A 12,207-nucleotide genomic window follows, 5' to 3' on the forward strand; every position below is an offset into this window, starting at 1 on the left:
CTCCAGACTGTCTTTCAATTACTCTTTACGAAATTGCTTTCAGCCGAGGCAATTTTTTCTGTACGTTTTTTCGTAATTTACTAGTTCCTTCATAGATATTTCATTGATGTTTTTACCTCTTACTAAGCTACTAAAAAAAGGTCTGAAAGTCAAGCGGTTTTCCTATCATAAATTAAAAAGGAGCAAGAATATTCGCTTTTTTTAACCGTTTATTTTAGACTAAATTAGAAAGACCGCTTCGTTAAGGAAGCGAATAAACACAGGGGAGCGAATAATAAATGACAGATGTTCAAATTGGAAAATCACAAGTTTATGCAAGTTCTTTGGGTTTAGGAACAAATGCTGTAGGCGGACACAATCTCTATCCAGATCTATCTGAAACTATGGGAAAAGACGTGATTCGGACTGCCCTTAACAATGGGATCACCTTATTAGACACTGCTTTTTCTTATGGTCACGGTCGCTCAGAAGAATTGATCGGCGAGGTCTTGCAAGAAGAAGCATTTGATCGTTCTCGAGTAATTATAGCGACCAAAGCAGCTCACGATCTGCAACAAGATGGAAAATTCAATAACTCGCCCGAATTTCTCCAAAACGCTGTTGAAGCAGCGTTGCAAAGACTGCAAACAGATTATATCGATATTTTCTATATCCATTTTCCAGATGAAACGACACCTAAAAACGAAGCAGTCGCCGCACTACACAAATTAAAAGAAGCAGGCAAGATCCGTGCGATCGGCGTTTCAAATTTTTCATTAGCACAATTAAAAGAAGCCAATCAAGACGGCTATGTCGATATTGTGGAAGATCGGTTCAGTTTGATCCACCGCGAACACGAAAAAGATCTGTTTCCTTATTTAAAAGCAAATAAAATCAGTTTCGTTCCATATTATCCACTGGACTCTGGTCTATTGACTGGAAAATACAGTGAAGAAACTCACTTTGCTGCAAGTGACCTTCGTAGCAAAAATCCAGATTTTAAAGGCCCACGCTTTAAAGAAATCATTACTAAAGTGGACCAATTGAAACCACTCGCAAAAGACTACGATGCGACCGTTACACAATTAGTTTTGGCTTGGTATTTAAAACATCCACAAATCGATGTAGTAATCCCTGGTGCAAAACGTCCTGACCAAGTAGCGACAAATGCTAAAGCGGTGGATATCCAACTAACTGCTGCAGATTTTGACAAGATCGATCAACTATTTAAATAGAAGAAACCTGTGATCATTGCACCCTTAAAAGTCAAACTTTTGAGGGACAAGCGATCACAGGTTTTTTATAAAAAATCTGCTACAATTTTTGATTTACACAATTTTTTTCTTCACCGGCTAAAAAAGCACGCAGATTGTCTACGGCAATTTCCATCAGCCGTTGTCGTGTTTCCACAGGAGCCCAGGCGATATGCGGTGTAATGAAACAATTTTTAGCGTGTAGTAACGGATTTTCTTTACTCATGGGTTCTTTCGAAACTACATCGACTCCCGCCGCATAAATTTTTTCTTTGTTTAAAGCTGCTGCTACCGCGACTTCATCTAGCAAACCACCCCGAGCGGTATTCAATAAGATCACACCAGTTTTCATCTGCTGGATTGCCGCCTGATCGATCATTTTCGTTGTTTCAGCTGTTTGTGGAACGTGCAAACTAATGATGTCAGCTTGTTGATACAATTCGTTTAATGTGACCTGCTTTGCCCAGACTGCTTGCGCTTGTTTGGGACGGTGGTTCCAGTAGATGACTTTCAGATTGAATGCATGAGCAATCTTAGCCGTTGCCTGGGCAATTTCGCCATAACCAATCAAGCCGATTGTTTTTCCTTGCAACTCCATCAACGGCGTTTTCCAATACGTAAAATCTTGGCTGTTTTGCCATGCTCCTTGATGAACGGACATACTGTGCAGCCCCACTTGGTTAGCAATTTCCAATAATAGCGCAAATGTAAATTGTGCCACAGCAGCCGTTCCGTATGACGGAATATTTGTGACTAAGATTCCTCGTCTGCTCGCTGCGGCAAGGTCTACTACATTGTAGCCAGTTGCTAACACTCCGATGTATTTTACTTGCGGCACAGCTTGCAATACTACTTCATCAATCGGTGTTTTATTCGTCAAGATCACCTCGGCTTGACCGATTCGTTCAATGATTTCTTGTTTATTCGTATACGACGTGCGATCATAGGTCTCTATTTCTCCAAATTTTTCAAAAGCTTTCCAAGTCAGATCACCCGGATTTAACGCATAGCCATCTAGTACAACGATTTTCATTGAAATCCCCCTCACATCCTATGACTATTCTACCAATCTTTTTCAAAAAAAAACAAGTCTGAGATGATCAATCAAATTTGATTGACCTTCTCAAACTCTAAGAATATAACCGCACAGATCAACCTAGGAAACCAAATTCCCGACCGTTCTGCTTACTGGTGGCTGATTGATAAAACAGTAATTGCAAAAAATTTTTGATAAATTGGCGATGCTGTGCGGACTTCCTCAAATTAATACGCGCGTGCGATCCAAACCGTATATTTCGCTGGCTTCCCGCTAACGATATCGACCGTTTTTTCAACAGGCGGGTTAAACGGAATATTTCTAGTTGTAAAGCCAGTTTCTTCTTTGATCTTAGCTTCGGTTTCTTCCGTACCATCCCAACCAATTAAAACGAACCCTGGTGTTTCACCTGATTCTTTGGCTTGTTCGATATGAGCTTTTAATTCATCTAACGTATCGATATCCGTATGTTCATTTTCACCGTAGCGTTTTTGTGCGCTTTCGAATAAACGCGTTTGCATGATATCTAATTGTTCGACGATGTACTCTTCAATGCCTTCTAATGAAACAGATTCTTTGTCTTCTAGATCACGCATTTTGATAACAGCTTGATTGTTTTTCAAATCACGCGGGCCAAATTCAACTCGTAACGGTGCCCCTTTTAATTCCCATTCGTTAAATTTGAAACCTGGTGTGTTGTCTGTTTCATCGATTCGAACGCGTAAACCTTTCTCAACTAATGCTGCTTTCAGTTCATGCAAACGATCCAAAATAGCTGGTTGTTTTTGCCAAGGGCCAACTGGAATTAAGATTACTTGCGTTGGTGCAACTTTTGGCGGTAAAACCAATCCTTGTTCGTCGCCATGAACCATGATCAATGAACCAATCAAACGAGTTGAGATTCCCCAAGATGTTGTATATGCATATTCATGTTCATTGTTGCGATTCAAGAATTTAATATCAAACGCTTCTGCAAAGTTTTGACCAAGGTAATGAGACGTTCCTGCTTGGACGGCTTTTCCGTCACGCATCATTGCCTCGACAGAATACGTATCTACCGCACCAGCAAAACGTTCAGACGGCGTTTTCTGTCCGCGATAAACAGGGATTGCCAATGTATTTTCAATTAGATCAGCATAAGCTTCTAAAGCGCTCATCGTCCGTACACGAGCGGCTTCTTCAGAATCATGGGCAGTATGCCCTTCTTGCCATAAGAACTCAGAAGTTCGTAAAAATGGCATTGTTTTTTTCTCCCAACGGAAAACATTTGCCCATTGGTTGATTTCATAAGGAAGATCACGGTAAGAATTGATCCAGTTAGAAAAAGCATCGCCGATCAATGTTTCGGATGTTGGCCGTAATGCATAAGGCTCTTCTAATTCTTCATCCCCAACTTTAGTCAACCAAGGCAATTCTGGTGCAAAACCTTCTACGTGTTCTTCTTCTTTTTCTAGGAAATGTTTAGGAATCAGCATTGGGAAGTAGACATTGCGGATATCTTGTGTTCGCAACCATTTGTTGAAATCTTCTTGAATATGTTCCCAAAGTTCATAGCCGTCAGCTTTAAAAATGATACAACCGCGAACAGGTGAATAATCCATCAAGTCAGCTTTTTGAATCGTTTGTAAATACCATTTTGAAAAATCTTCTTTTTGTAAGTTTGTCATTCATGCATCCTCCTAAAAATAAAAATAAAAAAACCGTTCCATCCCTACAACTGTAAGGACGAAACGGATAATTTCGCGGTACCACCTTGCTTGGTCAAATCTTATTGACCCAACTTTCAGCTCTAATAACGCTAGAGTCGCGTGCTGCTTTCGCATCAATCTTCTCTGGTAGGTTCATAAATCTCAGTGGGCACGTTGATCTTTCAGCCGGTGAATCAACTCTCTGCTGCCGATAAAATTTATTACTATTCCAAATGCTTACCATCATCTTAAAGACTTCTCATCAAAATTGCAAGCTTAAATTTCAAATTATTTTTTAATCTTCTGGAACATACCGTTCTTCCAAACGACTCATCCACCAGCCAAGCGCTGCACCTAATACACATAAAATCGCACAACCAACGAAACCAAGGAAGCCGATTCCGCTATAATCCGTTGGGATGATCATCACTGTTGACGCAAAAACAATTCCTAAAATAAAATGATACATTGCTGTATAAAAACGACTGAATACCCAGTCCATTACTTTTGATAAACTCAAAACAGTGACTAATCCGCCGATTCCAATCGGAATGATCACACCCATATCAATTGTTTTAAAGCCATCTGCCATCGCTTTGTACATGCCCATATAAACTAAAAAGTTTGAAGGACTAAGCCCCGGCACGATCAAACCCAACCCGATCAATGCACCAGCGATCATCCACGTGACAAAGTTTTGATCTACGTGACCAAATAAACTTGAACCTTGCCACAAGAACCAAAAACCAACGACAAAGCTGATAGCTAAAATAACATAATCTTTTGTTGTGCGACCTTTTTTCCCAGCTTCTTTCCACAGTGCCGGCACTGTACCGATAATACAGCCGACAAAAAACCACAACATAATCGTTTCAAATTGCCCTAATAAAAAACTAACCGCAAAAGAAAGGACAAACACCCCCGCGATGCCGCCTAATCCTACAGGGATAAAAAAGCGCACATTTTCTTTGAAGTTTTTTGTGATATGAGCCAAAAATGAAATGATCCGCTCATAAATACCAAATACCGCCGCCAAGGCCCCTCCGCTGACCCCTGGCAAAATAAATCCTGAGCCAATGAACATCCCTTTGATAAAGCGCAAAATCCAGTCGCTTTTATTCGGCTGCGTAACCTTTTCGTTTTCCATAAAAAAATAATCCTCATCTTTCTTTTATATCTTAGCCAGTGTACCGATAAAAAGAAATTGACGCAAGACCCGCTCAAGGTCTTACGTCAAAAATTAAAGAAAGTTTTGAGATTCAACTATATTTAGATTTTTGCCGCTTAAAAATAAGCGGCACCTATTTTTGTTATCCAATTTTACAACTTCTCATAGACTGTCGTTAAATACGCTTGTCGTTCTTCTTCGCTTAAATTTTTCAGCGAGCCTAAATGATGCCACGAAATATTTCGCAACCCAATATCTTCTAATGTCGTCGTTAATTGATGCTTATAACTACGGGTACAATGCTGATCCAAACTTTCCGTCGACTGGTCTGAAGTAGTAAAGACCACGACTGAATCGATCGCCAGTAATGGTTGAATACCGTTGCCGCCATCAAAGAAAGCAAATTCATTCAACAATACCTTATCAAGAAAGCCCTTTAAACTTGCGGGTGAACTATACCACCAAATCGGAAAGATCAAAACTAGCTGAGTCGTCTCCCGTAACAGACTCATATAATGCAAAACCAACGGATCTAACACCGAACCGCGCTGATAAACCGCTAATTCTTCAGCCGTCATCACTGGATCAAAGCCATCTTTGTTCAAGTCGATCACTTGATAGATTTTCTGATCCTGTTCCAATCCTTCAATCAGATGGTTCAACACTCCGTGATTAAAGCTTCCCTTCCACGGATGGTCAATAATCAATGTTGTTGTCATGCCAACTTCCCCTTACCCCTTTTTATTAAAAATACCATTAATTCATTGCAATTCGATTTCAGTTTGATTTCAAGCACGCTAAAAACATGATAAAGTTAAATGATCTTTCAATGAGGTATCAATTCTGCCTACCAATTTCTTCCGGAATAAAATAACTATCTGAGCAGAAACAAAGAACAGAAATTTGCCGGATAGAGAATAATTTTCTACTAGAGAAATAAGAGGAATGATACGCGGACCGATGAACAGTCAAAAAAGAGCATTGAACTTTTTTGTTCAACGCTCTATAAGATTAAGAAATATACTTCTAAGTCGATCACTTAGCAAAATAATTATTTATAGTTATTTTCCTAAACGTGCCACATCACGAGCAATCATTACTTCTTCATCCGTTGGGATCACATAAACTTTTACCCGGGAATTTTCTGTTGAAATTTCTGCTTCTTTTCCGTGAGTGTTTTGATTGATTTCTTTATCGATTTCAATACCGAACCAAGTCATTCTTTCTAGAACCATTTGGCGAACAGGATCTGCGTTTTCACCAACACCTGCGGTAAAGACAATTGCATCCACGCCATCCATTACTGAAATGTATTGTGCAATATATTTACGGATACGATCACAGTAAATATCTAACGCTAAAATCGCATCTTCATTGCCTTCTTCTGCACCGCTTTCGATGTCGCGCATGTCGCTTGAAATACCAGTCAGACCTAAGACGCCTGATTTTTTGTTCAATACATCGATCATTTCATTGATATCTTTGATGCCTGTTTTTTCCATCAAGTAGGGTAACAATGATGCATCGATGTCACCAGAACGCGTACCCATTGTAAGACCGGCTAATGGTGTGAAGCCCATTGATGTATCGACAGATTTCCCGCCTTCAACGGCTGTGATTGAACCGCCATTTCCGATATGAGCAGTAATGATTTTTGTTTCTTCAAGTGGTTTGCCTAATAATTCTGCGGCACGTTCAGAAACATAGCGATGGCTTGTTCCGTGGAAACCATATTTACGAGCAGCATATTTGTCATAATATTCTTTTGGAATACTGTATAAATAATTCGTTGCTGGCATTGTTGCATGGAAGGAAGTATCAAAAACAGCTACGCTGACGATATTTGGTAAAATATGACGGAATGCTTTGATCCCCATAGCATTTGCTGGATTATGCAATGGTGCAAACTCGCTTAACTCTTCAATTTTTGCTAAGACATCATCATCGATCAAAACAGAATCTTTAAAGTATTCGCCTCCAGCTACTACGCGGTGGCCAACACCTGCGATTTCATCAAATGACGCAATGATTTTCAAGTCGATCAATTGATCTAGTAACATTTGAACTGCTACTTCATGATCTTTAATATCCAAAACTTGTTCGAATTTTTGTCCGTCGCCATACTTGATCGTAAAGATTGAATCACTTAGACCAATTCGTTCAACGATTCCCTTTGCAATGACTGATTCTTCAGGCATTTGATACAGTTGCCATTTTAGACTTGAACTACCGGCATTGATTGCAATTGTTTTTGACATGTTAACTCTCCTCTATAATTAAATTGCTTTTCGCCCACTAGGCTTATAAATTAGAAGACTTCCAGTCCTCGAATTTTTTGAAGAACTCTGTTACTTGTGTTGGATCCTTCAACGAAGGCAAATGAACGAGTAAAACTTTTTCCGCTTGTTCTGCTGTTCCACCTTGTTTTTGTAACAGTAAAATACTTTTTCGTGAATGCTCTGATTTAAATAACTCATCTGGCAATTGGATGATCCCTTGTAATAACACATCGTCTTTCAACCATTTTTGCAATAATGGACCTTGCTCTGCTTCAAGGAAATTACTTGGTACTAAAAATAAACCAAAACCTGCCGGCTTCACATAATTCATGGCTTGTTCCATCAACAAATGATGGGCATAACTGTGTTCTTTTTCAGAATGCGTCGCAAATTTCTGCGCTTGCTGATCATTCGGATAATAACCGACTGGCAAGTCACCGATCACATAATCTACTGGATCTACTAATAAATCTTGCAAACTATCTTGGTGGAATAATTTTACTGTTTCTCCCATCAATAAGCTATCTGAAGCGGCGATTGCAAGTAAGGTTTCATCATTATCAACACCGATTCCGTTGACTGAATAGCCTGCTACTTGCAAATTGATCAGCGCTGTCAGCAATAGATTGCCCATTCCGACAGTGATATCTAAAATTTCTAATGGCTGATCTTTTTTTAACGTCAATTGTTCAATCAAAAAGACAAATAAAAAACCAATACTATCTGGCGTTAATTGGTAATTAGGCTGTAAATTTTCATTTTTTGAGCCTTTCAGCAAAATCAATTGCGTTAATTTCCGCCAATCTTCTTTGTCTAAAGCTAACGCTAATAATTCTTGATATAGTGTTTCTACTTTTGCAACAGTAGCCGCATCTGGCTGCTGATCAAGCACGCGTACTTTCGCATTGTCGACTAAGTTCTCTGCATTTTCGATGTAAGCGTCAAAAAAAGAAGTTCCTAGCGATTGCTGCAATGCAATGATCGCTTCTTCCATCAAAGAAAAAGCTGTCTCAATTTTTTCTGGGTTCATCTTGCACCTCTCAAACTAATATAACACTCACGATACCTGTTCTATTTTAGCGAACATATTCCAATTAATCAATCGCTTTCTTTTTTTTATCATTGTTTTCCTAATTCAATACAAAGCTATCATTTACACTACATTCTTCTTCGTCCGCTTAATTCCCTATGTTATATCAATCGCTTGAGGTCGATGTGCTAATTTTTTCATAAAAATGATATGTTTTCTTTTTAATTTTCACTACCAATTTCAGTTGCTCATGTTCTGCGCTATACGTCAATTCCCCTTTATTAAATTTCCATATTCCTTGTTTCTTATTCAATTTAGGAAAATCGGCTAAAAAAAGTTCTTTGGCGATTTTGGCTTGATATAATTGTTCCGTTCGTGCTGTTAAGTCAGCTGTTTGATGATAACTGGTGGTTAGATTCAAGAGTAAAAAACTAAACAAAAAAATAGCCAGTAAGACAGACAACAGTATTCCGCCTTGGCTATTCAAAGATCCATGTTCCCTTTTTTTGTTTTCCGTCAGTAAAAGTAACAACAAAGTCCACACCATAATTATTTTCTTGGCAAACAAATTGTTTCACTCCCGTCAGTAATGGCTGATACCCTTTGGATTGTTCCTTGATTAATTTATCTTGATACTTTTTAATGATGACTTGTTCCTTTTGCGCAGTCTGCGCCCAGATTTCTCGTGAAGTTGTTTGTTCATATTGAAGATTCTCCATTTCATTGTCCAATTGAAGCAAAAAAATCTCCCCTTCAATCTGTTGGTAACTGCTCAAATTTTCTTCCAGTTTATGCGCATGCTGGATCAAACTGGAAAGCAGCAATAAAATGCCGCTAAGCATCAGCAAAGCAACGAGACTTTCCAACAAAGTAAAGCCGCTATTTTTTGGCAACTACGATCCCTCCTTGATGGTTCACAGCTTTTCCTTGTTCCAATGAGATTTCAATTTGCGGCTTCATTGAGCTTACTGAATGCAAGCGACAGCGGCGTACTTCTGTATAAAGATCACGATAATTTGTTAGTAACGCCAATCGTTCTTGACTAGCACTTTGCATTTTTGCGGTTACTCCGACATAACTAGCAACAAGGATTAACAAAATCGTCAGACTGATCAGACTTTCTAGTAAGATATACCCTTTATTTCCTTTCAAAGCGACCACTTCCCAGTTGAAATTGATAAGTAACTATTTTTCCCTCATCTGTAAAAACGATTTTGGGGATGCTGCCCGTTCCAGGCTGTGTCGTAGAAATGTTGCCAGTTCCCGCTTTGAATAACACCGCGTAACTGCTCTCCAGTTTGAGTGTTTCGGGGACTGGTAATTCTCTCCATGGCAACTCTGTATGGTTTGTAAAAAAGATGATCAATTGCGCATTTTTATAAAGATCGATCCGGGTGCCTTTATGATCGGCAATCGCTACTTGCTGTAAATGCAAAATTGATTTTTCGAACTGGTAATAAAAGAAGGCTTTCTCTAACTTAGCTTGCCAACTTCTAAGCGCGACCGTCGGTAATAATACGAAACTGCAAACTAGGGCTAACACGATTACCGACTCGATCAATGTAAATCCAGCATTATTTTCCTTCGATACGTTCGTAGGCTTCATATTGCTTCTCCTTAACATAACCTTGCTCTATCAATTCAGCTTTGCTAGGTTTCTTCCCATGGTCTAATTCAAAAACTTCGATTTGCGTTTCAACTACTTTGGCAATCGCACCATCGCTTTGTTTGCTGGCACTTTCTTTTTGCTTGATCAATTTAGGGACAAACAATAACAACAACAAACTGATGACGAAAATCACAACGATCATCTCTAATAACGTGAAGCCTGAAGCTTGTTTTTTCATAAAATCCTCTCCAAGTCTGTCAATGGCAGAAGCATCGTTAAATACAAACTAATAATTAAAAGTGCTACAAATAAAAAGACCAACGGCTGTATCCATGAACATAAGAACTCCAATTGATTAAAAAAACGGCGCCAAACTAATTGACTGTAGGTTATCAACTCTTTGCCTAAATTTCCCCGAGCTTCTCCTTGAAAGACAATCCGACTGAATTCTTTCGTTAAAAAAGGATAACGTTTCAATTCTTCTGCTAAAGTGCTTCCTTGAGCTAAGCGAGTTTTCAAGTCGGCAGCTAATTCCTGCATCAAAGATTTTCCTTCGATTATAAGTAAGCACTCGATAATCTGATGCAGCTCCAGTCCTTGCTGAAAAAGCTTGCCCCATTCCAGAGCAAAGTATGCTGAGTAATAATTGCTGAACAAAGTGCGAATACCAGGAATTCTAGTTAACAGACTAAACCGCGTAAGATAGCTTTGCCTTTTCCCCCAGGTTTGCCAACACATCGCTAAAATGATTAAGAAAATAAGCACACCTAGTCCAATCACAGGTACTCCTTTTATCAGTTGGACTGAAAAGGATTCAGCATGGATCATGCCGCTAGCGACCAGCTGCGGCAGCAAGAAAAATCGCATGCCCAACAAAATTGTGAGCAAAAAAATAAATAACAGTAACGGGTATGAGACCGCCTTGAGAAAATTTTCTTGCTGACGTTGAACTAAACGCATTTGTTTGGCAATCCCCAACAGTGTTTGAGCGAGGTCACCATGGGATTCAGCTAATTCGATCTGTAAAATCTGATCATTTGAATACTGCAGCTGGACAAAACTTTGCGCTAAACTTTTTCCTTGTTGGAGATCTTGTTGCAGCTTTATTAAAATATTCGGCGAAAAGAGATTCGCATGCACGAAAAATACAAAAGCTTGTTGCAAACTAAACCCATTTACTAATAGATCCCCCAGCAGTTGAACAAAGTCAATGCGTTGTTTTTTTGTCAATTTGTTTTTGTCCCACACACTGCAGCCCTTCTTTCCAGGTGAAATACAAATTTTCTTGATAGAAACGATAGCTCGTTAATAATCCTACTGTTTTATTTACTGCTAATAATTCTTGGTAAATAATCCCTCGTAGGCATTCTTTCAATAAAGCGGCCTCTCCACCTAATTCAAAAATCCTAGCATGAGCAGATTCCAAACTGGCTGCGTGCAGTGTGGCGTAGACACAATGTCCTGTTAATGCTGCTCGAATCGCCCCTTGGATGGTTTTTTGATCGCGAATTTCGCCGATGATCAAAACGTCTGGATGGTGCCGCAATGACAGCTTGATCAGCTCATCATAGCTTTGTTGAATTTTTTCGTTTACCTGTAACTGTAAAAAGTTTGGTTCTTCAATTTCTACAGGATCTTCAATCGTAATGACTTGCCCTTTATTTTTTCGTGCTAACTTATACATCAAAGTGGTTTTTCCTGAACCAACCGGACCGCAAAACAAATAGAGCCCGCGTTTTTTCGTATATTCTTGGAGCAGATCGATTTGTTCCGGCAGATGGTAGACTTCCGGACTGCTACCGAATTGATGCAAAAAGCGAATGACTAAACTTTCCTGTTGCAAATAATCCCCGACAGCCGACAAACGCAACCGTTGCTTGCCCTGTGCTAAGGGGTAAGAAATCGCACCGAGCTGGACTTTTCGCTTTTCACTGACATCCATCTGACCTAAATATTTGAACCGATTGATCAGCTGCAAGGCAGTCCTGTTACATAACTCAGCCTTGCCTTGGGATAGATTTTTATAATCGTAAAACGGGCCGCGGCGAAAAAAACAGCGATACGTTTCTTTTTTGGGTAGTAAATACAAATCTTGCATTTGATGTTTAAAACCATGTTGGATCAATTCATCTGAAAGTTGTTCGATCTCCATCTCCTCACCTCAT

The 12,207-nt window shown here is 39.3% G+C and carries 14 protein-coding genes and 1 other annotated feature (1 of these 15 running past the window's edge); of the genes, 1 reads left to right on the top strand and 13 read right to left on the bottom strand.

Annotated elements, in window-relative coordinates; translation table 11 throughout:
• Positions 1 to 102 (bottom strand) — a binding site (T-box leader); it reaches 106 nt to the left of the window's first position.
• A gap of 176 nt (positions 103 to 278) precedes the next feature.
• Positions 279 to 1,214, top strand: a complete 936-nt coding sequence (locus FFM68_RS11080; protein ID WP_137619372.1) for an aldo/keto reductase — start codon at positions 279 to 281, stop codon at positions 1,212 to 1,214.
• Between the two features lie 79 nt (positions 1,215 to 1,293).
• Here the strand turns inward: FFM68_RS11080 and FFM68_RS11085 are convergent, their stop codons facing one another.
• The 13 genes from FFM68_RS11085 to comGA all read right to left on the bottom strand — a co-directional run bounded on the left by FFM68_RS11085 (position 1,294) and on the right by comGA (position 12,194).
• Entirely contained in the window at positions 1,294 to 2,265 is a 972-nt protein-coding gene (locus FFM68_RS11085; RefSeq protein ID WP_137619373.1) for a D-2-hydroxyacid dehydrogenase, read from the bottom strand.
• Between the two features lie 230 nt (positions 2,266 to 2,495).
• Entirely contained in the window at positions 2,496 to 3,935 is a 1,440-nt protein-coding gene (gene proS / locus FFM68_RS11090) for a proline--tRNA ligase (RefSeq protein ID WP_137619374.1), read from the bottom strand.
• 316 nt (positions 3,936 to 4,251) lie between these two features.
• Entirely contained in the window at positions 4,252 to 5,103 is an 852-nt protein-coding gene (locus FFM68_RS11095; RefSeq protein ID WP_137619375.1) for a DUF368 domain-containing protein, read from the bottom strand.
• A 173-nt stretch (positions 5,104 to 5,276) separates the two neighbouring features.
• The gene (locus tag FFM68_RS11100) at positions 5,277 to 5,843 is read right to left on the bottom strand and encodes an NAD(P)H-dependent oxidoreductase (protein WP_137619376.1); all 567 of its coding nucleotides are present in this window, start codon (positions 5,841 to 5,843) and stop codon (positions 5,277 to 5,279) included.
• A 342-nt stretch (positions 5,844 to 6,185) separates the two neighbouring features.
• Positions 6,186 to 7,382 (bottom strand): acetate kinase, encoded by a 1,197-nt coding sequence (locus FFM68_RS11105; protein ID WP_137619377.1) that lies wholly within the window; start codon positions 7,380 to 7,382, stop codon positions 6,186 to 6,188.
• 43 nt (positions 7,383 to 7,425) lie between these two features.
• Entirely contained in the window at positions 7,426 to 8,433 is a 1,008-nt protein-coding gene (locus FFM68_RS11110; RefSeq protein WP_137619378.1) for a class I SAM-dependent methyltransferase, read from the bottom strand.
• A gap of 166 nt (positions 8,434 to 8,599) precedes the next feature.
• Positions 8,600 to 8,920 (bottom strand): competence type IV pilus minor pilin ComGG, encoded by a 321-nt coding sequence (gene comGG / locus FFM68_RS11115; RefSeq protein WP_174784517.1) that lies wholly within the window; start codon positions 8,918 to 8,920, stop codon positions 8,600 to 8,602.
• Positions 8,913 to 9,326 carry a competence type IV pilus minor pilin ComGF gene (gene comGF, locus FFM68_RS11120; RefSeq protein ID WP_137619379.1) on the bottom strand — a complete coding sequence of 138 codons (414 nt, stop codon included), beginning with the start codon at positions 9,324 to 9,326 and terminating at the stop codon, positions 8,913 to 8,915. Before comGF ends, comGG begins: the two co-directional genes overlap by 8 nt.
• Positions 9,313 to 9,594: a competence type IV pilus minor pilin ComGE gene (gene comGE / locus FFM68_RS11125; protein ID WP_244925819.1), complete on the bottom strand. Its 282-nt coding sequence runs from the start codon at positions 9,592 to 9,594 to the stop codon at positions 9,313 to 9,315. Before comGE ends, comGF begins: the two co-directional genes overlap by 14 nt.
• Positions 9,572 to 10,039: a competence type IV pilus minor pilin ComGD gene (comGD, locus tag FFM68_RS11130; protein WP_137619381.1), complete on the bottom strand. Its 468-nt coding sequence runs from the start codon at positions 10,037 to 10,039 to the stop codon at positions 9,572 to 9,574. The genes comGE and comGD overlap by 23 nt, the downstream gene beginning before the upstream one ends.
• Entirely contained in the window at positions 10,008 to 10,280 is a 273-nt protein-coding gene (comGC, locus tag FFM68_RS11135) for a competence type IV pilus major pilin ComGC (RefSeq protein ID WP_137619382.1), read from the bottom strand. The genes comGD and comGC overlap by 32 nt, the downstream gene beginning before the upstream one ends.
• Positions 10,277 to 11,272 carry a competence type IV pilus assembly protein ComGB gene (gene comGB / locus FFM68_RS11140; protein WP_239585162.1) on the bottom strand — a complete coding sequence of 332 codons (996 nt, stop codon included), beginning with the start codon at positions 11,270 to 11,272 and terminating at the stop codon, positions 10,277 to 10,279. Before comGB ends, comGC begins: the two co-directional genes overlap by 4 nt.
• Positions 11,250 to 12,194 (bottom strand): competence type IV pilus ATPase ComGA, encoded by a 945-nt coding sequence (comGA, locus tag FFM68_RS11145; protein WP_137619384.1) that lies wholly within the window; start codon positions 12,192 to 12,194, stop codon positions 11,250 to 11,252. The genes comGB and comGA overlap by 23 nt, the downstream gene beginning before the upstream one ends.
• Positions 12,195 to 12,207: the final 13 nt, after the last annotated feature.

The sequence above is a fragment of the Enterococcus xiangfangensis genome (assembly GCF_005405365.1).
Classification (GTDB): domain Bacteria; phylum Bacillota; class Bacilli; order Lactobacillales; family Enterococcaceae; genus Enterococcus_A; species Enterococcus_A xiangfangensis.

Excerpts from the sequence above, each read along its gene's own strand:
- comGC (WP_137619382.1), bottom strand. The coding sequence starts at position 10,280 with ATGAAAAAACAAGCTTCAGGCTTCACGTTATTAGAGATGATCGTTGTG.
- FFM68_RS11095 (WP_137619375.1), bottom strand. The coding sequence starts at position 5,103 with ATGGAAAACGAAAAGGTTACGCAGCCGAATAAAAGCGACTGGATTTTG.
- FFM68_RS11110 (WP_137619378.1), bottom strand. The coding sequence starts at position 8,433 with ATGAACCCAGAAAAAATTGAGACAGCTTTTTCTTTGATGGAAGAAGCG.
- comGA (WP_137619384.1), bottom strand. The coding sequence starts at position 12,194 with ATGGAGATCGAACAACTTTCAGATGAATTGATCCAACATGGTTTTAAA.
- FFM68_RS11100 (WP_137619376.1), bottom strand. The coding sequence starts at position 5,843 with ATGACAACAACATTGATTATTGACCATCCGTGGAAGGGAAGCTTTAAT.
- FFM68_RS11105 (WP_137619377.1), bottom strand. The coding sequence starts at position 7,382 with ATGTCAAAAACAATTGCAATCAATGCCGGTAGTTCAAGTCTAAAATGG.
- FFM68_RS11085 (WP_137619373.1), bottom strand. The coding sequence starts at position 2,265 with ATGAAAATCGTTGTACTAGATGGCTATGCGTTAAATCCGGGTGATCTG.
- proS (WP_137619374.1), bottom strand. The coding sequence starts at position 3,935 with ATGACAAACTTACAAAAAGAAGATTTTTCAAAATGGTATTTACAAACG.
- FFM68_RS11080 (WP_137619372.1), top strand. The coding sequence starts at position 279 with ATGACAGATGTTCAAATTGGAAAATCACAAGTTTATGCAAGTTCTTTG.
- comGD (WP_137619381.1), bottom strand. The coding sequence starts at position 10,039 with ATGAAGCCTACGAACGTATCGAAGGAAAATAATGCTGGATTTACATTG.